The organism is Vibrio sp. V15_P4S5T153 (assembly GCF_963874485.1).
Taxonomy (GTDB): Bacteria; Pseudomonadota; Gammaproteobacteria; order Enterobacterales; family Vibrionaceae; genus Vibrio; species Vibrio anguillarum.
Genome location: NZ_CAWNHR010000017.1, coordinates 565768 through 590119, shown reverse-complemented (window position 1 = coordinate 590119; position 24352 = coordinate 565768). Strand labels below are relative to the sequence as shown.

Annotated in this window: 20 protein-coding genes and 1 pseudogene; 10 read left to right on the top strand and 11 right to left on the bottom strand. The window is 37.8% G+C overall.

Annotation, left to right across the window (positions count from 1 at the left end; genetic code table 11):
• Nucleotides 1–15 precede the first annotated feature (15 nt).
• Nucleotides 16–729 carry an EAL domain-containing protein gene (locus AACT42_RS13450; RefSeq protein WP_094133748.1) on the bottom strand — a complete coding sequence of 238 codons (714 nt, stop codon included), beginning with the start codon at nt 727–729 and terminating at the stop codon, nt 16–18.
• A 106-nt stretch (nt 730–835) separates the two neighbouring features.
• On the opposite strand from AACT42_RS13450, the gene AACT42_RS13445 reads away from it, so the two are divergent.
• Entirely contained in the window at nt 836–1558 is a 723-nt protein-coding gene (locus tag AACT42_RS13445; protein ID WP_094182868.1) for a hypothetical protein, read from the top strand.
• Nucleotides 1552–1971, top strand: a complete 420-nt coding sequence (locus AACT42_RS13440) for a hypothetical protein (protein ID WP_038129295.1) — start codon at nt 1552–1554, stop codon at nt 1969–1971. Before AACT42_RS13445 ends, AACT42_RS13440 begins: the two co-directional genes overlap by 7 nt.
• 28 nt (nt 1972–1999) lie before the next feature.
• Here the strand turns inward: AACT42_RS13440 and AACT42_RS13435 are convergent, their stop codons facing one another.
• Together AACT42_RS13435 and AACT42_RS13430 are read right to left on the bottom strand one after the other, a co-directional pair.
• Nucleotides 2000–3097 (bottom strand): hypothetical protein, encoded by a 1098-nt coding sequence (locus AACT42_RS13435; RefSeq protein WP_094133102.1) that lies wholly within the window; start codon nt 3095–3097, stop codon nt 2000–2002.
• 112 nt (nt 3098–3209) lie between these two features.
• The gene (locus AACT42_RS13430) at nt 3210–5369 is read right to left on the bottom strand and encodes a DEAD/DEAH box helicase (protein WP_094133101.1); all 2160 of its coding nucleotides are present in this window, start codon (nt 5367–5369) and stop codon (nt 3210–3212) included.
• A 114-nt stretch (nt 5370–5483) separates the two neighbouring features.
• On the opposite strand from AACT42_RS13430, the gene AACT42_RS13425 reads away from it, so the two are divergent.
• A complete protein-coding gene (locus tag AACT42_RS13425; RefSeq protein ID WP_094133100.1) occupies nt 5484–5840 on the top strand; it encodes a HesB/IscA family protein in 357 nt (118 codons plus the stop codon).
• Between the two features lie 38 nt (nt 5841–5878).
• On the opposite strand, the gene AACT42_RS13420 is transcribed toward AACT42_RS13425, so the two are convergent.
• A complete protein-coding gene (locus AACT42_RS13420; protein WP_094133099.1) occupies nt 5879–6904 on the bottom strand; it encodes a hypothetical protein in 1026 nt (341 codons plus the stop codon).
• A 78-nt stretch (nt 6905–6982) separates the two neighbouring features.
• On the opposite strand from AACT42_RS13420, the gene AACT42_RS13415 reads away from it, so the two are divergent.
• On the top strand, nt 6983–7669 hold the full coding sequence (locus AACT42_RS13415) for a hypothetical protein (RefSeq protein ID WP_053318319.1): 687 nt from the start codon (nt 6983–6985) through the stop codon (nt 7667–7669).
• Nucleotides 7670–7873: 204 nt separating this feature from the next.
• Here AACT42_RS13415 and dnaE read toward each other — a convergent pair.
• Nucleotides 7874–11356 (bottom strand): annotated as a pseudogene (gene dnaE, locus AACT42_RS13410) (DNA polymerase III subunit alpha); the annotation flags it as partial.
• A 149-nt stretch (nt 11357–11505) separates the two neighbouring features.
• Here dnaE and AACT42_RS13405 point away from each other — a divergent pair.
• Both AACT42_RS13405 and dnaQ read left to right on the top strand, forming a co-directional pair.
• Nucleotides 11506–12930, top strand: a complete 1425-nt coding sequence (locus AACT42_RS13405) for a replicative DNA helicase (RefSeq protein WP_094182867.1) — start codon at nt 11506–11508, stop codon at nt 12928–12930.
• Between the two features lie 53 nt (nt 12931–12983).
• Entirely contained in the window at nt 12984–13748 is a 765-nt protein-coding gene (gene dnaQ, locus AACT42_RS13400) for a DNA polymerase III subunit epsilon (protein ID WP_094133244.1), read from the top strand.
• A 159-nt stretch (nt 13749–13907) separates the two neighbouring features.
• On the opposite strand, the gene tnpA is transcribed toward dnaQ, so the two are convergent.
• On the bottom strand, nt 13908–14321 hold the full coding sequence (gene tnpA, locus AACT42_RS13395) for an IS200/IS605 family transposase (RefSeq protein WP_094132696.1): 414 nt from the start codon (nt 14319–14321) through the stop codon (nt 13908–13910).
• Nucleotides 14322–14344: 23 nt separating this feature from the next.
• Between tnpA and AACT42_RS13390 the strand changes: the two genes are divergently transcribed.
• The gene (locus AACT42_RS13390) at nt 14345–14512 is read left to right on the top strand and encodes a helix-turn-helix domain-containing protein (protein ID WP_217899763.1); all 168 of its coding nucleotides are present in this window, start codon (nt 14345–14347) and stop codon (nt 14510–14512) included.
• A gap of 6 nt (nt 14513–14518) precedes the next feature.
• Nucleotides 14519–15559, top strand: coding sequence for an RNA-guided endonuclease InsQ/TnpB family protein (locus tag AACT42_RS13385; RefSeq protein ID WP_339373676.1), 1041 nt, complete (start codon nt 14519–14521; stop codon nt 15557–15559).
• Between the two features lie 205 nt (nt 15560–15764).
• Here the strand turns inward: AACT42_RS13385 and AACT42_RS13380 are convergent, their stop codons facing one another.
• Nucleotides 15765–17315 carry a hypothetical protein gene (locus AACT42_RS13380; RefSeq protein ID WP_094182866.1) on the bottom strand — a complete coding sequence of 517 codons (1551 nt, stop codon included), beginning with the start codon at nt 17313–17315 and terminating at the stop codon, nt 15765–15767.
• A gap of 133 nt (nt 17316–17448) precedes the next feature.
• On the opposite strand from AACT42_RS13380, the gene rseP reads away from it, so the two are divergent.
• A complete protein-coding gene (rseP, locus tag AACT42_RS13375; protein ID WP_094182865.1) occupies nt 17449–18831 on the top strand; it encodes an RIP metalloprotease RseP in 1383 nt (460 codons plus the stop codon).
• 92 nt (nt 18832–18923) lie between these two features.
• Nucleotides 18924–20243, top strand: a complete 1320-nt coding sequence (locus tag AACT42_RS13370; protein ID WP_094133232.1) for a thioredoxin fold domain-containing protein — start codon at nt 18924–18926, stop codon at nt 20241–20243.
• Nucleotides 20244–20315: 72 nt separating this feature from the next.
• Here the strand turns inward: AACT42_RS13370 and AACT42_RS13365 are convergent, their stop codons facing one another.
• The 4 genes from AACT42_RS13365 to AACT42_RS13350 all read right to left on the bottom strand — a co-directional run bounded on the left by AACT42_RS13365 (nt 20316) and on the right by AACT42_RS13350 (nt 24307).
• A complete protein-coding gene (locus AACT42_RS13365; protein WP_020331500.1) occupies nt 20316–21146 on the bottom strand; it encodes a tetratricopeptide repeat protein in 831 nt (276 codons plus the stop codon).
• Nucleotides 21147–21159: 13 nt separating this feature from the next.
• Nucleotides 21160–21672 carry an ankyrin repeat domain-containing protein gene (locus AACT42_RS13360; protein ID WP_094182864.1) on the bottom strand — a complete coding sequence of 171 codons (513 nt, stop codon included), beginning with the start codon at nt 21670–21672 and terminating at the stop codon, nt 21160–21162.
• A 126-nt stretch (nt 21673–21798) separates the two neighbouring features.
• A complete protein-coding gene (locus AACT42_RS13355) occupies nt 21799–23682 on the bottom strand; it encodes a single-stranded-DNA-specific exonuclease RecJ (RefSeq protein ID WP_094131989.1) in 1884 nt (627 codons plus the stop codon).
• 7 nt (nt 23683–23689) lie between these two features.
• Entirely contained in the window at nt 23690–24307 is a 618-nt protein-coding gene (locus AACT42_RS13350; RefSeq protein WP_038129285.1) for a hypothetical protein, read from the bottom strand.
• Nucleotides 24308–24352 lie beyond the last annotated feature (45 nt).

The following is a 24352-nucleotide window of genomic DNA, read 5'->3' as shown; positions in this document are numbered from 1 at the left end:
GAAAACCCTGATTTTTTATATTGAGTATCCTGAATCACTTGCGTTTTTCATGTTAGGGCTTGGCTCTGCTAAGTAAAACCCTTGAGCATAATCAATGCCTAATCCCTTTACAGCTTCGAGAATTTCCTGTGAGTCAACAAATTCAGCGGTTACAGTTATGTCATTCTGTTTAGCGTAAGAAATAATATTCTTAACTCTTTCAAGATCTTCCTTAGAATTCATCATTCCTTGAACAAGATTTCTGTCTATTTTTATATTGTTAAAAGGTAAGCTCTTTACCACTTTCTCATCCATGAACCCTGATGAAAAATCATCAGCGGAGATTTTTATGCCAGCATCTTGCAGTATCTCAAAATACTCTCTTAACTTAGGGATATCTGGAGAATGACCCGTTTCAGTTAACTCAATTGAAATTAATGATTTATTCTTACACGCTCTCAGCTCATTACACAATGCGGTAAAAAAATCATCATTCATAAGGCTTGATGAAGAAACGTTCACAGCAATAGGTTTGGAAGTGGAGTTTTTATTTATTTTATTAATAGCAAACGACACGTTTGCAAGATCCAATTGAGGTATCTCTCCATTTCTTTCCATTTCTTGAATATCGTGGAACGCAGTACTTCCATCTGTTTTTCGCAAGAGCATTTCGTAATGATGTACAGAGTTATCATTCGAAGACATTATTGGCTGAAAATAACGGACGTAGTTGGTGAAATATTTATTCATATATTTTTCTCTTTATATTGTTATCTTCAATTCTATTTATATATTTATATCTTTGCAATGAAAGACTTCGAATTGTATACTTTTAAATAAAAAGGAAACTAAAAAGATGAGTAATAACCCAGCTTTTAAATCAATTAAAAATATTGTTTCTGATATTTACTCCAAAACGACTTCAGACAACTTTTCGCAAGAAACGCTGAATGAATATAGGGGAAGTGTTTCAGAGACTGTTTCTAGGCTCTCAGACCTTCAGGGAGAGTTCGTAGCTAAAGGCGATAACATGGGCGCTTATCTATGTGAATTGAAATCACTAGGGCTTTCTAGCAGCGTGGACTTAATCGCTTCCACAAGTAAGGTATCGACAGGTCAGATAAATATCGATCAGCAAGCGTCTCTGTTTATGAACAACATACAAAACGGATTATCGAAGCTGACTCTTATTTCAAAGATGGATACGCCTGAGGATGTTGAGCGAAAGCAATTTATGGCTGATTCACAATCGTTTTATGATCAAAAAACTCCTGAGCATCTCGATAGCATCAACAATAAAATCGATAGCGTGGTTAAATCGGTAATGTCTGGAGACAAGGTGTATTCAGTTACTGAAGATTTAATGTCCTGCGTTGATAAGTATGGTAAAGAGTTCTGTGACGCTGTATACACGCCTCGTCAAAGAGAGGCATTAGTAGAGTACTCTGAGCCAAAACAAGATAAGGGCTTGGTTAAAGGGTTTGGTCTTGATGGCTACAGCCAGGATGACATTGCTCGTATAGAAAGAGAGTTCCAAAATCATGCAAAAGAAAAGAACTGGGGTAAATTAGAATGGTAAGAGACTTTCTTGATTCAGAGAAGAATGTGTTTATTAGATACCTTTTGTTACTGTGGGTGGTTGTGTCCGCAATAGCATCGGTAAGCGCAAGTATATCTATTTTATTGGCATCAAATGCGACTGATGCGATGATACTAAATGCGGTGCAAAGTGATGACTTTAATGTGTGGGGTATGGTTTCCACTGTCATTACAAGCGGTGGATACATCAAAAGTGCATCATTGACTATGCTGATTGTTTATGTGGTTGTCTCATACATTTCACTGTATTTCTCATCAAGCATATTGAACCTCTATGTGAAAGACCTTCCTATTAAAACACTGTTTAGAGCTAAATACTGGACTAGTTTCTATAGGGGAGGGGTTATGTACGATGAGTACATTCCCAAGGCAAAGGCGAAGAAAAAGCTATAAAAAAGCGGGGTATATCCCCGCTTTTTTATTAGATAATTTTCTTTTCTTCGTAGGTAACTTTAATACCTTGGATCTTGTTCATGAGATTGGCTTTAGCATCACTAGATTTAGCCTCAACCTCGTAATCGAGTTTGGCGAGTTTCAAGTCGAGAATGTTAGCTTCAGACTTATTAAACTCAATTGAGATTTCATGTGACCTTGGCAAGTCTGAAATATCAGCATATCCAATGTCCTTAGCTTTCTTTCTCAAGATTCGCTGAGCTACTTGAATACGTCTAATCTGAACGTCGATTAGCTTGAGTGGATCCATAGCCGCTTCTGCTCTAGCAATGGCATCTCTAGTCTCTTTAATTTGAGACTCTACCTGCTTAAGCTTCTGACTTAGAGGTGTTTTCTTGCGACCTTGCTTATTAGCGCGTTCTGGCTCGTCAACAGGGTTATTGATAGCGTGAACAATTTCTTCCTGCTTGCGAAGTAGTAGCAGTAAGTCTTTGTCAAGCTTACCTAAATTGTCTAGTTTTCGAGCGGGACCGCCCGACAACTTACGATTAGAAAGCTCTTCCTTAATAACTCCTTCAAAGTTACGCGGAGGAATGCCTGCTGCTTTTTCTTCTTTTCTGTATTCCTTCTGAGCCGCACCAAGCCGTTGTTTTGCTCGGTAAAAAACAAGCTCAATCGGAAGTGGTGACTTGCCTGGTTTACGCTTTAGGTCTTTTTGCGCCTCTTGAAACTCATCCCAATCATCAAGAGACATACCAACAGGCGGAAGATCCGCTAGGTCTTCGCTTAACCCTTCTTTTCTTTCAGTTAGTGACTTGATTTTAGCTTTAATTTCAAGCGCCTTAGCTGACTTCTTGTTAGAGATCGCTTTAAGCTCAGCTTTAAGTGCGCGAATCTGAGTCGATAAGTTATCAACTTCAACAGCAAGCTTAGTTCTTGCATTGAACAGATTTAGAATCGATTCAGACTCTTCCTTGGTCTCACAGTTATCCAAATCAAGCTCGAAATCGATTGCTGCTTTAGCCTCAAGGTAAGCAGTCCTAGAATCAGATAACTCTTTAGCAGCAATTTCTAAAGCGGTCTTTTTCGGTCTACCCTGCGTTTTCGTCTGAGTTGATTCAGTCATATGTATTCTCCACACTTAAATCGACGCGAGCAATATTATATCAAATATATAATAAATAATAGCATTTTTTAACTGAAGTAGAATTTATCTCATAAATTAACAAAAAGGCAGATTACGCTGCCTTTTGTAGACCTGTCATTTTGATTAGCTGGTCAACATCATCAGGTGTTACTTTCACACCTTTAAACATGCCATCTAGATTACCAGACTGGACTTTACCAGCCTTCTCCAAATCACCAAATCCACGCTGTCTCATGTCTTCTTCAGCTATGTCGTAACCCTTTTCGAATCTAACCAGAAGCTCCAATCGGTTTCGGCTTTTCTCAGACATTTCGTTAGTGAATTTATCAACGCCCATCAAGAAGATACCCTTACCACCTTTACGTGATACGCGCCCTCTAAATTGGTGTAACGTTGATGCGCCGTACCTATCAGCATCTTTAACGTATAATCCCATCAAATCAGGTACAGTAAGACCGATCTCAATCACAGAGGTTGTAATGATGACATCACAAAGGCCATCTTTCGCTATCTGAAGAGCTTTGCTCTTCTCTTCAGCCGATAAGCCACCATGAATCTTAACGACTCGACCTGGATAAATCTTATCCCACATTAGATAAGCTGATTCAACATTACGCTTGTTTTCTTCATGATCTTCAAGGTCTTCTCTTTCAATAATATCAATATCGATTTTATTCATTTTAATAAGCTTGTCGAACTTGGTTTTTTCAGCTTTTCTTAATAGCACCTGAATGTAAGGAATTTCACTCTTAACACCATCACGAGTACATTCCGAAAGCAATTCAAGTATCTTACCTTCGATAGGTTGACCTTTTAAATTGAGATCAAAAATCGAATAGTCTTTTTCCCTTACAGGATAGAGCACAGCAATTTGTTTTTTCTCTTTCTCAACAATTTTCCTCAGAGTATTCATTACTTGTTTTTGATGCTCTTTACCGACAATAGCTGTACGGATATTTTTCTCAACAGGACACTCTGTAAGGTAGGAAACTTTTTTATTACCGTAAATAACCAAAGCTGTTGTACGAGGAATAGAGGTAGCTGTAGCTTCTAGGAAATTAGTGTGCTCACTCATAATGCATACTTTTTGTTGGCTACCTAGCTTCTGCTGCTCATCGACAATCAAGAAATCAACAACATACTCACCTTCATAAGCATCCAACCAGTGAAGGATTGCAGATGTACCAACAATTATTGGTTTTTGTTTTAACTCTTCTTCAGTTGGTCTAGGCTCATCATCACTAATAACTAGTTTGACACCATCAACATTGAATGTTTCTCTGATCTCATCAGCAATCTGAATAGCAAGTAAGGTATTAGGTGTAAGAATAACAACCGAAGAATCACTACGGTGCGCACAAACAGCAGGAATCGCGTAAGTTAGTGTTTTACCGAAACCAACGTCACCTGATAGCAACCGATCCATTGGGTAGTCTGAATTTAAGCCTTTACAAATATCCCAAACAGAACGCTTTTGGCTTGGAGTAAGGTTGTAAGGAAGCATTTTTAGACACCTAGTGATCTCATTAACTTCAAATGAAATCCTAGATCTTTCATTTCGCTCTGGCTGGCTACTAGACAGGGCTGTTTTTAACGCAGTTTTAGCATTAATAACCTTAATAATGCTCATCGCGGCTTCAGATTCTTCAACGCTACTTGGATTATGAATTGCGTTAAATACATCATATAGATTAGTGAATTTGTCGCTGAACATTTGAATGTCCTGGTCAGTCACATTGTATTCTTCACGAACAAAATCCACGAACATGTCAAAGTGATTTTGAAGCATGATTTTTATGTTTTGAGCAATTGTAAAAGGAGAGACAACCCCTTTTTCACCCTTGTAGATTGGAACAACCTTACCCAAATCATACCCTTCAACCAATTCAGGGTTTGAAATATTTATGTACTTACCCTTTTGCTCAGCCTTTCCTTCTACATAAATAATATCGCCTTTATTCAATTCTGAAATGCGATTTGAATTATGGAAGAAAAAGATCGAAAGGTTAGTGTAACCATCAGAAACAAATAGTTTTGTGTATTTTTTTTGATTGTTTCGTTCTGGCATAGAAAGAAGTTTCAGCTTAAACAGGTGAGTGTCAGGCATACCCAACATGTGGGTTACTGATGGCGCAACCACGCTGAAATCTTTGTATTTTGTTGGGAGGTACAGTAAAAGTTCCTCCATTCGATCTATACCAATTTTTTTTACATTGGTTAGAAATCTGGCGCTAATATCTTCAACTTTCATTGTTCATTTTTTCTTTTTTATGGTTTATTTATTTTACATTTTAAATTAAAATTGTCAAATAACACAGAGGCATATGACCTCTAAAATATAAATAAATAAATAATGGTGAAATAAATGAATGAACAATATGATCTAAAAGTCACAAGTATAGCGAAAGAAAAAATTAAAGAACATTTAGATAGTGCGAAGGACGATTGTGAATTCCCTCTGGGATTCAGGCTTGCAGTTGCTGGTGGTGGTTGTAGTGGATTCCGATATGAAATGGCGTTAGAAGAAATGGAATCAGAAAGGGATATTGACTACAACTTTGAGATCGAGGGAATCCCTTTTCTAGTGGATATGATGTCGTGGAACTACGTTGAAGGTGCAACTCTAGATTTTAACGATTCACTTCTTCAATCTGGATTTATGATAAAAGACAACCCTAACGCATCTTCAACGTGTGGTTGCGGTGAAAGTTTCTCGATTTAAAAAGCAACAAAATTAATGCCTCCTTACGGAGGCATTTTTTATACAATACTATATGTTTTCTTGTTTTTTACTATGAGAGGGCTTAAAGAGCAAGCCTGATAGATTGCGGCTTTTGTGTACTTGTTTGATATCTTTTCTTCGATATCCATAAGCTCAAGCTCGCCAGAGCTTTGAAGAAGTGAGTAAATATCACTTTCAATTTCGCTGAAAGAAACAGTAGGTTTATCATTGAAAATAATATCTGTACTGCTTACTTTACAATCAACACATAGCTTTATAATTTTAACTAGAACACTAGGCTCTAGGTCTTTAAAGCTTCTATCTCTATGCGAGATAGATTGATTTATGGCATCGCAAGCTCTCTTGATGTTAACTTCTGAACGAAATGCAGCAATCTTCTTAACTCTCGTTAGTACCTTATTTCTCGAATCGATAAAAGTTACATTTCTCTTGCTGATCCAAGCGGCACCATCAATACAGTTAAGAATGTCAATAATACTTTGAGTTTTTACTGAGATTTTGTTTTTTCCAAGTTTTTTCGATAGTTCGGTAGTGTTTACATATCCATTTTTTGAGCTTTCGTTACGGGACTGTTTCTCAATCTCAATAACCAATCCTCGCTTATTGCTGTCACAAATGATGAATCCGCTACCTACTTGTTGAATGCAAAGTGAGTCTTTATTTTTTCTTGAAAACATGGATATGCAAGAAACAAAAGACTTTTCATTCAAACCTTCAAGATCGAACCCTTTTTGAAGCATTGATTCTTTGAGTCTTTCAAAGCCAATAGGAGTTTGTTTAATAGTTTCTTTACATAGGTCATCAAAGATATGGGCAACAGAACCCGCTGCTGATTCGACTTTTAGTTTGTTCTTCTCTAGAATAATCCTAACCGCTTCTTTTGTAATACCAAACTCTTCACCAAGCTCTTTCATTTTTATACTTTCGCCGTCTAGGTGGTGATATATTTTTACTATATATTTATCTCTTTCTTTAATATCACAATTGGTAAAAACGTCTTCAATCAATGAAGCTATCTTAATGTTTGTATTCTTGTTATTCATTGTTTATTCCTATATTATTATTAGGATTAAATTTAACAATGAAATCAATTCAAGTCAATAATTAAGTTGGTAAAAAACATGCCTAGAAGTAAGCCACCTAGAAAAAAAAGAAAAAAGATACTTAGTACAGGAGAGAGGTATTTGAACAATTCCTGGTTAGCTATGTATAACCAAATGAAATTCGTAGATCAAATGCTGACAGATAAGAATGGGAACATGAAAAAGAGCCATGTTCTATTCAATAAATTACTCCTTGAATACCTTGTTGACTGCCAAAAAGAAAGTTACTTACCTTCAAAAGATGCTCTTGAAGACAAATGCCAAGAGATTTTCTATTTTGCTTCTAATAAAGTGCAGTTTACAAATATAGAACCAAACCGTATGGAGCTTGACCACTTGCTGGATGCTATCGAAAGCGCGTCCTTAGAAGTGTTTAATAAAAAACAAGAAGATGGGAAATATATTGTCGATGGGTATTTAATTGTTGATTGTCGAAATTTATCACAAGATGAAACCAATTATGTTATTAAAAAATTTAATGCAAATTACGACAATGAACTAGATAGTCTTACATATCAATGTTTAGAGTATCCAATTAGGCAATTCCTCACTCCACAGAAAGAGAGAAAGGTGAGGGATTTCTGTGTAAAGAAAGGAAAACAAGACCTTATCCGATTGTTCAATAATGACTTTCAGTTAACCATGAAAATAGAAGAATCAATTTTAGAGCGAATTAGAGATAAATGGCTTTTATTTACATTATAAAAAAACCCCATATCTTAGATATGGGGTTCTCTTTTATGACATAACCATCATAGCCTGATCTAACAGCCTTGCAATATTCTTATGTCTTTCAGGTCGTGTACGAGCACCTTCTTCAAGATCTTCTTTTGTAGCTTCAACGTTTCTCGCTGGTGTTTTATTGGTTTTCTTTTCATCACTCTTATAGTTGATGATAACACTGTCTTTACCAAAGATGTTAGTAAGGGCAGCGGAAAGCTCATCATCATAACGATACTTTTTACTGCCAATAGACAACTCCGAGGATTCACTCTCACTCTTTATGTATATCGCACGGAGACCACAGCCACCCTCAGGTTGATGCTTCAAAAACTCATTAAGTTTTTGTAGCTTAGCCTGAATTTCTTGTTTAGGTATTTTTGTACTATCAAGCTTAATAGATACGGAATCAATTCTTTTCTCTCTAAGAGAGTCAAGTGATTCAACCTCAAAGGCTATCAGCTTATGGCTTTCAGTTTTCTTATCCATAACCAGCTTACCTTTGATGTAAACAATATTATGGTCATAGATGTACTGTTGAGATTTATGGAATGAATTGTTGAACACAACACAATCCATCTGTCTTGAGCCATCATCAATAGTTAGAAGTGCTCTCTGACCTGTTTTACCCGTTCTAATATCAGTCGTATTGATTACACAAAGCGTACTGATCACCTTATCTCGCCAAATTGATTGAGAGTCATCTTCTGAATCTGCCGAGGACTCCATCGATATTTCAGCTAGATCTGCAAGCTTTCCTGTGGAAAGCAATCTACAATCTTCCTTGTAGTCGTCCAGTAAGTGTCCAGAAACACTCAGCCCTAATGTTTGAATCTCTCCGATAAGTCTTTCTCTATGACTCATTTCTTCTTTTTCAATTAAAATTCCTGAGTCCTGGATGGATTCATCGAGTAAAGATAATTGATGTTTTGCTGCTTCCGAATTGTTTTGTTTACCGTACTTAACAATAACGTCCACATTTTCAAGCAACGTTCTTCTGTTGAAGCCAAACTCATCAAAAAGACCTGCTCTAATACATGAAGCGAAAGCTTTTTTGTTTAGTCCACACTTTTCTTTGAAATCGAATATGTCTTTGAAAGGCTCATGGCGTTTGCTGATTAAATCATTAATAGCAATATCACCAAAACTCTTGATAGCGCTTAACCCGAAGTAGATTTTGTCGTTACCTTCGCTTACAAAGGCTTTTTCAGACCTGTTCACGTTTGGTGGAATAATCTGAACACCCATGCGTTTAGCTTCTTCCGCAAAGTTAACTACTTTTTCCATGCTGTCAGAATCAGCAGATAAAACTGATGCCATGAACGCAGCAGGGTAGTGTGTTTTTAACCACGCTGTTTGATAAGAAACAAGAGCGTATGCAGCAGAGTGAGATTTGTTGAATCCGTAACCAGCAAACTTCTCTACTAGGTCGAAGATTTTCATAGATAAATTGCCATCTATACCATTATCAATCGCACCTTGTTTAAATACTTCACGCTGCTTAGCCATTTCTTCAGGTTTCTTTTTACCCATTGCACGACGAAGCATGTCAGCGCCACCAAGAGTGTATCCCGCCAGAACCTGAGCAATTTTCATTACCTGTTCTTGATAAAGGATGATTCCATACGTAGGCTCAAGAACTTCTTTCAGAGAGGGGTGTTGATAATTAACGTCAGGATAGCTGATTTCTTCACGTCCGTGCTTACGGTCAATAAAGTTATCAACCATGCCTGATTGTAAAGGACCTGGGCGGAAAAGCGCCACTAGAGCGATTAAATCCTCAAATCGGTCGGGTTTTAGGCGTTTTAGAAGCTCTTTCATGCCTCGTGATTCCACTTGGAATACAGCAGTTGTTTCACCCTTTTGATACATCTCGTAAACGGCAGGGTCATCTAGCGGAATTTGCTCAATATTAATTGGAGGCAAGCCTTCAGCAGCGCGTTCCTTATTTACTGCCTTAATTGCATTATCAATAATAGTAAGTGTCCTAAGACCCAAAAAGTCGAACTTAACAAGACCTGCTGTCTCTACGTCATTTTTATCAAATTGACTTACATAACCAGTACCATCTGCTAAACAGTAAGTTGGTGTGAAATCAGTCAGTGTGGTAGGGCTGATTAATACACCACCAGCGTGTTTACCTGTTTGTCTTGATAGACCTTCAATTTGAAGAGCAAAATCAATAATCTTCTTGGCATCTAGATCGCTTCCGTATAAGGCATTCAAATCAAGACTGACCTCTAGTGCTTTACTTAATTTGATGCCTGGTTCATTTGGAATGGATTTTGATAATCTATCTGCAACGCCGTATGGATAGCCCATTGTACGTGCTGCTGATTTTACTGCTGCTTTTGCAGCCAAGGTTCCAAATGTAATAATCTGAGATACTGCTTTATGACCGTATTTGTTTGCACAGTATTGAATAACCCTATCACGCTTATCCATACAAAAATCGACATCAAAGTCTGGCATGGATACACGTTCTGGGTTCAAGAATCTTTCGAATAGCAAATCATACGGCAAAGGGTCTAAGTCTGTGATTTTTAAGGAGTAAGCTACAAGTGAGCCTGCACCCGAACCGCGACCTGGACCGACTGGAATGTCATTATCTTTACTCCATTGAATGAAGTCACCAACAATCAAGAAGTAACCAGGAAATCCCATCTGAATGATTGTATTTAATTCAAAATCTAGTCTGTCCGTATATGTTTTGACGAATTCAGCATCATTAAGCTTTTCAGGATAATTTTGCTTAAGTCGCAACATCAGCCCTTCGTATGATAGGTTTTTTAGGTATTCTGATTCCGTTTCACCGTTTGGAGTAGGGAATACAGGTAGGTAGTTCTTGTATAATTCAATATCAACCGAGCAACGGTTCGCGATATGAACGGTATTCTCGATAGCCGAAGGAATATCACTGAACAACTCAGCCATTTCTTCAGACGATTTGAAGTATTGGTGCGGTGTGTACTTATCGCCGTACTTGTCTCTAACTTCTGATACAGTAATACCTAGAGAGTCAGCTACTCTAACCTCATGAGCAGGGAATTGATGATCATCAATAAATCTGACTTTGTTTGTGGCTACAACTGGAATGTCAGCTAGTGTAGCTAGTTTAACTGCGGTGGAGACGTACTGATTGTCTTGGAAGTTACCTGTTCTCTGAAGCTCAATGTAAAAACGGTCTCCAAAGTCTTCGCGAAGCTGAATTATGAATTTCTTCGCCATATCCATGTTGCCTGACAAGATGGAACGACCAATAATTCCTTCGTTGGCACCGCTGAGTACAATCAAATTATCACAGTTTTCTTTTACATATTCATAAGGGATTACTGGTAAATCATCATCAGAAGGTCTTCCTCTATCATAAGCATCACTTATGATTTTGATCAGATTTTTATATCCCTTAGTATTCATAGAAATTAAGGTCAGTTTGCCAAACGAGTTTCCGTAAGAAACAGTGATCTCTGAGCTGATGATAGGTTTGATGCCAGCAGCCATAGCTTTTTGGTAGAAGCTAACGGCAGCAAACATGTTGCTATCGTCCGAAATGGAAATCGCAGACATGTTGCATTCAACAGCTTTCTTCACTAATTGATCGACCTTGATAAGGGAATCGTAAAGTGAGAATTGGCTATGAACGCCAAGATGAACAAATTGCGTATCTTTCATTTATTGATTCTTTTTTAATGTCTATAATATTCCCCATATTATACATTGCTTTCCACACCCCATGCAATGCCATAATCTTGTTGAAGCAGCACTACAACTTTGCTAGTATCCTGCAATCAACACAAACACAAATAAATACTGAATAAAAAATGAATGATTTAAACGATTTGTACTCGGATGAAATTGAGTATGCGATAATCGGTGCTTTGATTCTGGATGAAAACAAAGATCAGGAAGCTGATAAGCCAAAATCAAAGGCTTACTACAAAGCACTTGAAAGATTGAAACCATCATATTTTTATGAGCCGAGCAACAGAGCTGCTTTTAAACAAATTATTAATTTACATAAAAAAGGCTGTTCTCCAGATGATGCTATCATGCGAGCACAGTTACTTGCTGAATGCACTGAAGAGTTTGATGAAGAGGGTATCGAAGAGTACTTCGAAGGATTCCAAGAATTAAGTCAATCAAAGTTAAACGATTACGTTGAAACCATTATTGAGTTGTGGGGTAAGCGAAAAATAATCAAGGAATATGACAAATTACAAGAGCAAGTCGCTCTTGGTCAAATATCCCTTGATGAAATGCTTGTTCAGCAAAAGAAAGTTGCTGAACAAATTGAAGGAACAAGAACTAAAGAAGTTGCTTCACGAACCTATAAGGATATGAAACGCGGTCTTCTTGAAAAAATGAAGAAGAACGCTGAATCAGGCTCAATGGTAACGGGCTTATCGACGGGATTCAAAGAGCTTGATGAGCTTACTTGTGGTCTTCAAGATTCTGACTTGATCATAATTGCAGGGCGACCTTCAATGGGCAAAACAACCCTTGCCTGTAATATTATGGACAACATCGCTTCGACAGGTAAGCGTACTCTAACGTTCAGTATCGAAATGCCTGGTGATCAGCTACTCCTAAGGAGCTGGGCATCAGTTGGTACAATTAACCAAACAGCATTGCGAACTGGTAGATTAAATGAGTTGGAGCAGGGGCGATTATCTGCTGCTATTGAAAAAGTAGATCTGTGGGATGCGCATGTTATCGATGACGGTAAGATGAACATTCAGCAAATAGTGAATGAGGCTAAAAAACTTCACGAAGAGTCGCCAATATCTGCAATCATGCTGGATTATTTACAGTTAATGAAATTACCTGAAAACAATAGCAAAGCTGATGCTATTGGTGAGGTAAGCCGAGAATTAAAGCATCTGGCAGGTGAATTAGGGGTTCCATTTATTGTTTTATCCCAGTTGTCACGAAACCTTGAAAACAGACAGGATAAAAGACCTATCAACTCTGACTTACGTGATTCAGGCGCTATCGAGCAGGATGCCGATTTAATCTTGTTCGTATACAGAGATGAAGTATACAACCCAGATTCAGAAGACAAGGGGTTTGCAGAGATTATCATTGGTAAACATCGAAATGGACCACTTGGAACAGTAAAAGTCAAGTTTGAAGGTCAATATTCTCGCTTTATTGATATTCCAGAGACGGAAAAAAACGATCCTGTAGAAGACTACCTAAAAACAGCAGAACCTCTTGATCTAAACTCTGCAACGTCTCCATTGTAATTATTGCTATTAATTAATAAAATGTAATTAAATAAAGATAAAAGACAAAAACTATGGAAGAATTATCAAATAACAGAATGATTGTTCTCGATACCGAGACTACAGGTTTTCATCCAAGAGATGAGAATGACAACATTTTTAACCGAATTTTTGAAATCGGTTGTGTAGAAATCATTGACCGAAAAGTTACAGGTGTAACATTCCACGAATTCATGGATCCTCAGAGAGAAGTGGAAGAGGATGCGAAAGAAGTACACGGTTACTCTTGGGAAGAAATAAAAGCAGAGTTGAAAGAGAGAGGCTGTCCTGGTCAGAGATTTCACGATATTGCTCAGAAGTTTATCAATTTTGTAAACGGCTCACCATTAGTTATCCATAACGCCGAGTTCGATACAAAATTCTTGGATAGTGAGCTTAGAAATGCAGGTTTTCCAACGTTAGCTGAGTTAAACATTCCTGTATTCTGTACCTACAAATTTGCTTCCAATAAATACCCTGGTCGAAGAAATAATCTTGATGCACTCTGTGACCGACTAGGTGTAGATAAAAGTGGTCGTGACCTTCACGGAGCTTTGATAGATGCTGATTTGACCGCTCAGGTATATTTGATGATGACGCAATATCAAGGCAACATCCTCACAAATGATAAACCTAAAGTTAAGCTAGCATCTAATTTAAATATCCAACGCCTCGATCCGTCAATAAACGAGAAGCTGAAAGTTGTGACTCCGAATGAAGCGGAAGTTTTGGAGCACAATAAGCTCAAAGAGAGAATCGATAAAAGCGCTGGTGGATCTTCCTTTGTTTTAGGTCTATAAAAAAACGCAATCTTAGGAAGAGCCGTTTACGAAACGTGGAGCTAATGATCCACGTTTTTTAATCTACCCAATAGCGCCAGGTGCTCCATCTAAATCTAATGAGCCTAAGCGAGTTAATTTAGGTGGTGGTGAAAGGCGCACCACCACGAAGTGGTGGCTTTAATCAAAACCTTCCTGCTGATCCAAATACTGTTTTACGATGTCTAGCGGCGCACCTCCACAACTAACCAAACAATAGCTCCTGCTGTAAAAAACGGGCTTCCAGTAAAACTTACCCAAGTGCTCAGAAAACTCCTTTCTTACCAGTCTTGATGTGGCAGTTTTTAGACTATTCACCATTTTACTTGGTTGTATTTTAGGATTTGCAGAAATCAATAGATGAAGGTGATCGGGTTCTCCATTGCATTCTAAAAGCTCGCAATCCCAAGTTTCCAGTAACCTTTTATATTGTGATTCTAAGTATGCAGCAACCTCTGGCGTGATACAGCGACGACGATATTTAGTCACAAGAACTAAATGATAGTGAATATTGAAAACGCTGTGATGTAGCGTGTTTAGGGTTTGTTTTTTCATAACAACTAAATATAATCGGTTGTATGAAAAAAGCAATCCGTAAAGTCACATACAAACTGAAACCATCAGTTTCTCAAGAAGAATCGCTGATGAATTTGTTTGTGCATCATCACCAGTTGTACAACTGGGCTTTACGTGATCGCATCGAAACATACCGCAATTCTGATTATGGTCTTAGCTTTTCAGAGTAGTGCAAAATTAACACTCTGTGGCGCAACAATCGTAAAGCTCATGGTATTTTCAATGCCAATGCTCAGAGTGAACAAGTCACCTTAAAACGTGTCGCATTAGCTTTTGACGGATTTTTTCGCCGTTTAAAGAAAGGGGATAAGAAAGCTGGATTCCCACGTTTTAAACCGTTTCAACGCTTTAAGGGTTGGGGTTACAAATCGCATGGTGATGGCTGGAAACTCCACCTAAAGGAAAAGAAACACGGTGCAGTTTATCTGGCTGATGTTGGGATCGTTAAGATGCGAGGTAAAGCCAGAAATGATGGCGGTAAGCCTAAAACTGCCGAAATTATTCACAAGAATGGCGAGTGGTTTATCTCATTTTCAATGGAATACGATTCCATTGAAAGACAGTGTGGCACTAAAGCTATTGGTCTTGATTGGGGTGTTTCTCATTATTTTTCAACCATCGATCAAGATGGTAATTTTGAACAAGTTGAGAACCCGCGCAATCTCAGAAATAGCAAAGAGCTATTAGCGGCTTTGCAACGCGACCTTGCGTTAGCAAAAAATGGGACTCGCGCCCATCGCAAATTGAAGCACAGAATTGCTAAACTGCACCAAAAAATCGCCCGTCAACGACTCGATTTTACTCATAAAGAAACGGCAAAATTAGTGAAAGTGGCGGCGTTAATTGCCACTGAAAAACTCACCGTTAAGAACATGACCAGCAGCGCCAAAGGCACTGCCGAGAAGCATGGGAAGAACGTAAAACAAAAGGCTGGCTTGAATCGGGAAATCCTGAATACCGCGCCAGCCATGACTCTTAATTTGCTATCCTATAAAGCGGCAGAAGCTGGTAGCGAATACGTTGAAGTACCAACAAAGCAAGTTAAGCCAAGTCAAACCTGTCCAGACTGCGGAGCTAAGAAGAAAAAATTCTTAGCTGAACGCTGGCACTCATGCAAATGCGGCTGTGAGAAGCCCCGTGATGTAGCCAGTGCGCAAGTTAATTTAAACTGGGCGTTAGGCATTCAGGCTGGGAACCAGCCTAAAAAGGCAGCTTAGGCTTTCTTTTTGAAACTCCTTCAAAACGCGTAGAGTTTAGTGGGAGTTGTTCATTCTTAACTCCAAATCGCTTAGATGCTTATCAAAGATAAATAAAGCTGAAAAAATGCGGCTGCAAGCCTAGAAATTTAAAGAATGGGGATCTATTAATAGACCCCCTGTTTTTTGTTATTGTATTACGGTTTTTATTTATTGAAATAAAAGCCTATCTTGAAGGGGTTTTGTCAGGAGACTTTTCACGCTTCAAATCCCACTTCTTATTTCCAACCATGCATTGGTATCCCAAGAACACCGATGTCTTAACAAACTTCTTCATTAAAGGAACTTTGTTAACAGGAACCTGATCGCCAAAGTCAATATCTAAGCCTTTCGTCAGCATCACACCGAAATCAGAAGAAAACTCATCGATAGTTTTATTTGTCTTTTTAATGTAGTTAAGACAAGAAAATAGAGCAAATTGACCAACAGTATTAAGGTCTGTCCTTTCTCCATTTCTATCAAGCTCTTGTTCATAAACAGAAATCACAAAGTCAAATAGATCACCCTCAGCATGAAGCTTATAAAGGTTATTCTTGTGTCTATCAACAAGCTTTTCATAAGTGTAAGCGTTCTTATCGAAAACCTCACCAATATTTTTGGTGTCCTTTTTCTTAGGTGGAGCGTTAAATACCCACTGATTAGAACTCATAGACTTTTCAGCTTGCTCTTTGGCTGCGTTCACAATTTTATTAATTTGAAGAACAAAGCTTGGATCTGAATCAATAATGTTCTTCTTAAACTTTCTATAACCGTTTAGGATAAGATCATTAAGCTCATCTGGCGTATTTCCGTGTTGTAACCATTTTGAACCATGACTTCTGGTTGTTCTATAAATAAACTGAACAACGTTGTACCAGTCAACCTGCTTTCCACCAGCTAGAATTTCACTAGCGGTAACGCCTCGCGCAAAGGCGTGTCTTTTATCGCTGATATCAAGTTCTTTTATGTGCTTGGCATGTCGCTCTACTAAAGATTCGTAATCATAATCTTTTGAGCTTCCAATCCTGTCATAATGATTTACTTTAGCGCCAGAGAAATGTTCATTTTCCACATAGGTAGTACTAACCTTTCCAAAAGTCTTATCAACGAACTCACGCTCATCATCCGACATTTCTCTAGGGAAATTCTTAGCTATATTCTTCGCGTCATTAATTGTTAAAGATTTGCCAGTGCTATGCTTAAACATTGGAGCAATACCAGCATCAACGCTGATCGAAGGAAGCAGGTAGTTACGGGATAAGTTTCTACACATCTCATCGATTTTGATTGCTTGAGCAATCTCCCACAAAAACTCATTCCAATTGCTTGCATCAATTGGCTCATCAAGCTTAACTAAAATACGTGCTTTATAAGGCGTTTCTTTAGAATAGCTGTGTGTTGAATACATGATATATTCAAAACCAGCAAAGGCTTTCTCAGCCTGCTCCATAGCACCTTCTTCATCAAGGTCAAAAACCGCCATTGTTATAGCTTGAACGTTTTGGTCAATCCTGTAATGTTCAGGTTTGTCTCCTTTTTTTTCTGAAATCCAATCAGATTCAGGCTTAAACTTTACAGGCATGAATGCTGTGCCATCTTTATGGTCTCTAACGTCATGCTTGGAAAAAAGAGAGACAATGGTACTCCAAGGTAAACTTTCCCTTCTTGTAACAATGTCGGTACTTGCCAAAGTTGGAAGAAATGTAATATCAAGTTTTTTTGTATATGAATCCCACATGGGTAACACCAATTTGATCTTTATTAACGTAATAATACCATGACTTTATACCTGATAAAACATCCAGTTTGATTGACTTTCATAACTGAAGTCTGGATAATTCACGAAACTTAATTAATAAACGGAATAAAAAATGGAACATATACTATTGATTTCAAAATCTATTGTATTTTTCTCACTCTTGATTTTCGTAGTTGTAGGGTTCCATGAATATGGGCATTTTATTACTGCGAAGAAACTTGGAATTAAAGTTTTGAAATTCTCAATCGGTATGGGAAAAGAAGCCTACGGTTGGACAGGTAAAGACGGTGTTAGATACTCTATCTCTTGGCTTCCTATTGGTGGCTACGTTCAGATGCTGGATTCAACAGAGATGGATGCTGAGGATTTAAAACAATACAGTAAAGATGATTTAAATCGATCATTTGACAAAGCTCCTAGATGGAAGAGATTTCTTGTGGTCGCTTTTGGACCTATATTCAACCTTATAATGGCTATTATTGGCTTTACAGTCATTTCATACGGCACATTGACCATGCCATCAACCATCGTAGACTATGTTTCAAATGACATTAAATATGAAGAAAACGGAACTTTGGTTATTGAAAAAGGTGACGTGATTACTTCAGTAAATGGAACAAAGGTTGAAACATGGACAGAACTTGACCATGCATTCATTGGATCCATAGGCTCTAATCGAGTAAATGTAGATGTAAAAGGAAAAGGCGAGATCTACATTGATTTGGAAGATAAAGTTTTGGATTCAAAAGTTAAAGATCTTTCATATTTCATCGGAATTTTACCTCAGTACAAGAACCACACGAATGTTGTTGGAGCGGTTTTAAAGGATAGCCCCGCTGAAAAGGCAGGATTAAAGCAGGAAGATCAGGTTGTTTCAATTGATGGTGTTAGCGTTGGGAACTTCTTTGAATTATCAAAGATTGTTAATGTAAGACCCGCTAAGAGTGTCGAAATTGTTGTTAAACGAGAGGGTCAGCCACATACTCTAAATGTTGAACTAGGTGAAAAGGGCAATCCAATAGACGGTAAGACTGGTTTCTTGGGTGTTGCTCCTATGATGCAAAAGATTGACGAATCTCACTTAATTGTTAAAGAGGTCGGTGTTAAAGATGCAATCATTACAGGTTTAGAGAGAGCATATGATGGCGCTACCTTGATTATAAATACTCTATACAAGCTTGTGACTGGTCATGTAAGCCCTACCTCTTTGAGTGGCGCTATAGGTATTGCAGATACAGCCCAAAAAGCCGCATCATTTGGTTTAATGAGCTTTATCGGTTTTGTTTCCATGTTTAGCATTAATTTGATGGTATTAAATCTTTTACCAATAAAGCCCCTTGATGGCGGTCACTTGTTTAGCTACACAGTAGAAGCCATTACAGGCAAGCAGGTTCCAGAAATGGTAGATAAGGCATTTACCATTACAGGTCTAGTTCTTGTATCCACATTGATGGTTGTTGGATTAGGAGCTGATATAATGAGAATCATCTTTTAACAGAAAAGGCGCTCAATGAGCGCCTTTTTAATTGAAAAATAAAAACTAATAATTTATCATTTCATAAAATATCAATAATAAAAGAACCTATTATGTCAACTGAAGAAAAAGAACTAAAAAAGAAAAAAGGTTTCGGCTTTTCCTCTGTAGCGTTAGGTGTTCTCATGTTAGGAGCATCTATAACGATCATTAATACGCCAGCATTGCTTGATCTAAAATTTTGGAAAGAGCAGCCTGTAGGTGAGGGTAAGGCGTATTCTATATTGAATAGTATGGAACTATCTGAAATTAACAAAAAATTAGATAGTGCGTTAGGCGGAAAGCTACCGCTAGTCGCGGCAGCAAAAACAAGTGTTCCAGGTCTCTATCTCGTTATGAGTGAGTTTGACCAGTTTTACTTCCATCCAGATTCTGGGAGGTTTATCCGTGGTGACATATACAATTCTGAAACCAAAAAGAATGAAACACAGATCGTTTCAGATATCCTAAAAAAAGAAGCTGAGCTTAAAGGTCACACTGTCACAATTAAAAGCGCTCCAGCTTCAGTATCAACAGATAAATCATCTAAACCTGAAAAGATGAATTTAGGTTCGAGCTTGAAGGATGAGCTTAACAAGCTAAAGAACTCAACGGACGTTAAAAAGGAGATTGCTTCAATAGCTCCTGCATCATCAATAGCGATTCATACAAATAGCTCTGAGCAAGAAAAGGCTGAAGCAAGAGATGAAACACCTCAGGAGGTGATTGATGAGCAGCTAAAGGGCTACGGGGGTGAAAGAGTTAGTGCTGATATGGCTAAATACAGCCTAAATGGTCGCGTTAACCCTGAGGACGTTACAAGTTATCGCACATACATCAAATACAAGGAAAAAGTGATTCCTAAGATTGGGTTTGATAAAGACGGTAAAGAACTCTCACCAGAAGTAACTAAGAAACAGATCCAGGCTATAGTGAAATTTGTCGAAAAAGCTGGTGATAGATGGTCAGTTGTTTACAAGGCTGAAAATGAAAAAGCCTCAATGGTGATATTTACTGATCCAACTTGTCCATTCTGTAGAAAGCTGCATAGCGAAGTGGAGGATTACACTAAAAATGGAATATCAGTGTATTACCTATTTTACCCAAGATATATGGGGTTAGGACTTGAAGACGATAAGCTCAAGCACTCTGTTGGCCTGATGGATAGCATCTGGTACAACAAAGATAGAAACAAAGCTGCTGATGATGTGTATGCAGGATATCGAGCTGAAGGTGATGAGGTTATGGGTGATATTCAAAACCCAGTGTTTGAGCACTATCTTATCGGTGAAATGATTGGTGTTAGAGGCACTCCTAAAATCATCATGAGTAATGGTGAAACTATGGAAGGGTACTTGAACTGGAAATACATTGCCAAGAAAGCGCTTAAGTAGACTAAACAAAACTAAAAAAGCAGATCATAATGATCTGCTTTTTATTTAACTAAAAGTGAATGAATAAATATTTTAGAAATGAGTTTCTAAAAGTTCTTTTGCTCCAGCGCTACCAAGCTTGGAAGCTGTAACTAGTAATCTATGAGCTTTTTCTTTGTTCAATTCAACTTCATAGTCTGAAAGGTAAAACTTAGCTAGATCAACCATAGCATCAACTTTTCCGAGTTTCGCGTCAGTTGATACCTGCTCGAAGTTAATAAGAGTGTTTAGAGCCTTATCTACCTTGATTCTGGCAGCTTCAGCAGGTTCAAAACCATTTGCTTGGGACTGGCTCAACCAGAACATACCCAAATCACGGTCTTTAGCAACGCCTTTACCAAGGATGTAGTGAGTACCAACAACATATTGAGCTACAGGGTCGCCTACATAAGCGCCATCAAGGAACATGCTCATTGCCAATTGCTCTCTTTCTTCTTGAGTCAGAGAATCATGAGGGTCGGCAAGACCTTTTGTTGTTTTATCAACGTCACTATACCCCATCAAGAAATAAGCGTACTCGATAAGAGCAGGAGCAAACTTCGCTTCTACAGCTTCGAGAAGAAGCTGGTGAGCCTTCAGATAGTCTGCCTTATAGACGATTCCGTACTTGTACATCTCGTACAGTACAAACTTACTCTTTGCATCTCCGTTATCAGCATCTTTCACTAAACGCTTCATTCCACCAGCACTAGTAATGCTGTCATTAATTTTGTCTATTTTACTATCACGATCGACACGGTATTGGAACTCGGTGACTTTATCGCTGATAACTGGTTGAGCATCGAATTTGACATTAGCATGTGATGCGAATGGAATGGTTCCAATAGCTAATGCAATACCTAAGATTAATTTATTTGCTTTCATATTGTTTTGCCTGTTAAAGAGAAAATTCATCTAGTTTATTTATTCTTTTCAGGACATCTTTTGGCTTTTCTTCCTTAGAGTTTCGGCTCTCGATATTCGCCCCGTATTTACGAGCTAAATCAAAATCCTCTTTATTACCAAAAAGAGCGATACGATGAAGTAAGTTTCCGCATTCTTGTCCTTTTTTACTTCCAGTCATTATAACGGAGCGTTTATTAATGTCCATACCGCGATCAATAAGCCCTTTTAATAACTTTTCATTAATATGAGATTTAAAAGCTAATGCAGGAGGGTTCCCATTTTTATCACGCATATTAATCAGCTCTGGGTCATCACCTAAAAGCAAAGCAATATCAACAGCATTGTTTTTTATTGCAACGTTAAGTAGTGATTCACCATCATCATTGCAAACTGTTTTTTCCACGAATTCGTTATTCATATACATGCTAATGAATTTTTTTGTATTTCTATCTTTAGCGCATTTGAACAATGCTCTTTCACTGTGACTTAATTTAATTCTTTTCATGAAGAAGATTCTTTACTTGTTTCTTTTATATAAATTATATCAGGAATCTTGTTATTTATAAGAAAAAAATATAAAAAAGGGTGGTTGCGACTAAGTCACAACCACCCTATATCTGGCAACTTGTTATTAGATAACCATTTCTGAAGATTTTGAAATATTCGCTTCTCTTTGAAGGTTCAATTCATACTCTTCATCATACATATAATTAAACATCAACTGAACCCTTCTAAATCCTTGCCACTCATTAATATCCAATGTGTACACACTATCAATGACATGATTTACTTGTACTCTTGGAGGCTCACTAGGTGAGCAGCAATTCCATAAGAGTGCTTCATACCTGTGATCACTTCCTATAGGGGATACAACAAGTTTAAGATGATTTTGTTCTTTTCCTATAGGCTTAAATTCCCTAACAACAAATTGACCAGAGAATACAGGGGATTCAAATTTTTGCCCCCAAGGTTCAAATGAGTTAATAAGTTCTGCTGTCTCTAAGCTAATATAAGCAGGATCTACGTTATGTATATCCACAACAACAGAGTCCTCAATCATATATGGCTCAATAACTTCTTCACACGCTTTATCAAAAGCTTTTTTGAAAGCTTCAAACTGATTGTATGGAATGCTTATACCCGCAGCCATTGCGTGACCACCAAACTTAGCAATCATTCCAGGGTTTTCTGTATTAATATGATCCATAACATGTCTAACATGCACACCTGGAATGGAACGTGCTGACCCTTTGATTAGGCTGTTATCCATTTCTTCCTTTAGTTGCGCAATAGTTTTTGGATCGTGATTGTTCTCAAGAGCAAATTCATACTTTTCACGAGCAGCTTTTGCCTCATGGGTTTCTGTTAAGCAGATAACAGGTCTATTTACTTTTTCTTTTACTCGCGAGGCAGTGATTCCAACCACACCTTCATGCCAATCGGGTTGGAAGACTACCACACCCATATTAACTTCTTCGTTATCTAGAATACATTCAGTATCAAGCTCCATTTCTCTACCAATTTGTTTACGAGTTTCATTTAACTCAATCAGCTCACTCACTCGATCTGTAACACGACCTAGATTTCGGTCTAGAAGCATCTCAATACCTTTGGTCATATTCTCCAATCGACCAGCAGAGTTAAGAATTGGACCCATCATAAAGCCCCAATCAGAAGATTTTACTTTAAAAATGTCTTTGTTTTTTTGCTTAAATACTTCGTTTATTGCTTCTCTAGCCAAACCTCTTTTGGTTCTATCTAAACCAAGTTTAACAAGAATTCTATTATTTCTATCTAACGGCACAACGTCAGCAACAGTACCCAAGGAGACTAAATCGAATAACTGACCAAGGTTCGGTTCAGCCATGCCTTTTTGCTGGAATATTCCGTAATCACGCATTTTCTTTCTTAATGCGACCATTAGGTAAAAAGCCACACCACATCCCGCGAGGTTTTTAGATGGAAAAGGGCAGTCATTTCTGTTGATGTTAACAGCAGCTTCACACTTAGGCAGTTTACCACTACTGTCTTGCAAGTGGTGGTCAGTAATTATCAACTCCATGCCAAGATCGTAAACTCTATCTGCGCCATCAAATGAAGAGATCCCGCAGTCAACTGTAACAATAACATCTGGCTTTTTAGTTTCATAAGCCAGATCAACAATTGATGGTGTCAAGCCATATCCATGTTTTTGCCTATCAGGAACAATATAGGACACGTTTTCAAAGCCTAGCAATTTCAAACCTTCAGCCATGATGCTGGTGGATGTAGCCCCATCACAGTCGAAGTCACCAACAATACAGATGTTTGTTCCTTCCATTAAGTGATCAATCAAGCTGTCAGTTGCTTTGTCCATATCCTTGATCAGGAATGGGTCTAATAGGTTTTTTATGTCTAAATCTAATTCTTCAAGTGATTTAATACCTCGATTCTGAAGAACCCTGTTGATAACAGGGTTTTCATGTAGGAAGGCATCGCTTTGTGGCGTTCTTTCTTTGATTGATTTTTTAGTCATTATTAAATTACTCGAATTGAATATCTAAAATACCTAAAGAATGAGACCAAACACCAACACCATTCTTTTTCGCTGTTTCCTGAGCGTAAATCACGGTTTTCTCCATGCTACCAAGCTGAATCGTCTCTGGATCATATTCAAAGACTGACAATCCTGACTCTATGATAGCTCTGTTGTAGTTCATGCGTATCTCTTCATTGTCTTCATTTACAAGATTGGAAAAAATAATGCATGAAGGCATACCGCTGGTTGTGACTGATGTGCAATATACATCAACCGATTTACCTTCAATGGCATTGCTAGCAATGGTATTGGCTTCAACCCAGTATTCTTTAAGTTTTGGATTTTTAGTAAATTTGTATTTCTCTGATTTTACACCAAAAGCCTCTACCTTTAAAGCTTTGTGCTCTCTTCGATAGTTATTACTTGTAGTGAACTTAGTGGCTCTTTTGAAAGTTTCATCATCAAATTTAATCCATAAATGCTCAGAGCTTTCAGCAAGCACCCCCGTTCCACTAGCAATAAATGGGTATTTATCACTGATATTATTGTTTAAGTTGATATCTGCATTTGCTGAAAATGCGGCATTTAAAGCCAAAAATGCCAAAAGTGTTTTTTTTATCATTATTTCACCTTACCGTTTTTTGCCAATTATAGTAAAATGTCATAA

Excerpts from the sequence above, each read along its gene's own strand:
- AACT42_RS13450 (WP_094133748.1), bottom strand. The coding sequence starts at position 729 with ATGAATAAATATTTCACCAACTACGTCCGTTATTTTCAGCCAATAATG.
- AACT42_RS13445 (WP_094182868.1), top strand. The coding sequence starts at position 836 with ATGAGTAATAACCCAGCTTTTAAATCAATTAAAAATATTGTTTCTGAT.
- AACT42_RS13440 (WP_038129295.1), top strand. The coding sequence starts at position 1,552 with ATGGTAAGAGACTTTCTTGATTCAGAGAAGAATGTGTTTATTAGATAC.
- AACT42_RS13435 (WP_094133102.1), bottom strand. The coding sequence starts at position 3,097 with ATGACTGAATCAACTCAGACGAAAACGCAGGGTAGACCGAAAAAGACC.
- AACT42_RS13430 (WP_094133101.1), bottom strand. The coding sequence starts at position 5,369 with ATGAAAGTTGAAGATATTAGCGCCAGATTTCTAACCAATGTAAAAAAA.
- AACT42_RS13425 (WP_094133100.1), top strand. The coding sequence starts at position 5,484 with ATGAATGAACAATATGATCTAAAAGTCACAAGTATAGCGAAAGAAAAA.
- AACT42_RS13420 (WP_094133099.1), bottom strand. The coding sequence starts at position 6,904 with ATGAATAACAAGAATACAAACATTAAGATAGCTTCATTGATTGAAGAC.
- AACT42_RS13415 (WP_053318319.1), top strand. The coding sequence starts at position 6,983 with ATGCCTAGAAGTAAGCCACCTAGAAAAAAAAGAAAAAAGATACTTAGT.
- AACT42_RS13405 (WP_094182867.1), top strand. The coding sequence starts at position 11,506 with ATGAATGATTTAAACGATTTGTACTCGGATGAAATTGAGTATGCGATA.
- dnaQ (WP_094133244.1), top strand. The coding sequence starts at position 12,984 with ATGGAAGAATTATCAAATAACAGAATGATTGTTCTCGATACCGAGACT.
- tnpA (WP_094132696.1), bottom strand. The coding sequence starts at position 14,321 with ATGAAAAAACAAACCCTAAACACGCTACATCACAGCGTTTTCAATATT.
- AACT42_RS13390 (WP_217899763.1), top strand. The coding sequence starts at position 14,345 with ATGAAAAAAGCAATCCGTAAAGTCACATACAAACTGAAACCATCAGTT.
- AACT42_RS13380 (WP_094182866.1), bottom strand. The coding sequence starts at position 17,315 with ATGTGGGATTCATATACAAAAAAACTTGATATTACATTTCTTCCAACT.
- rseP (WP_094182865.1), top strand. The coding sequence starts at position 17,449 with ATGGAACATATACTATTGATTTCAAAATCTATTGTATTTTTCTCACTC.
- AACT42_RS13370 (WP_094133232.1), top strand. The coding sequence starts at position 18,924 with ATGTCAACTGAAGAAAAAGAACTAAAAAAGAAAAAAGGTTTCGGCTTT.
- AACT42_RS13365 (WP_020331500.1), bottom strand. The coding sequence starts at position 21,146 with ATGAAAGCAAATAAATTAATCTTAGGTATTGCATTAGCTATTGGAACC.
- AACT42_RS13360 (WP_094182864.1), bottom strand. The coding sequence starts at position 21,672 with ATGAAAAGAATTAAATTAAGTCACAGTGAAAGAGCATTGTTCAAATGC.
- AACT42_RS13355 (WP_094131989.1), bottom strand. The coding sequence starts at position 23,682 with ATGACTAAAAAATCAATCAAAGAAAGAACGCCACAAAGCGATGCCTTC.
- AACT42_RS13350 (WP_038129285.1), bottom strand. The coding sequence starts at position 24,307 with ATGATAAAAAAAACACTTTTGGCATTTTTGGCTTTAAATGCCGCATTT.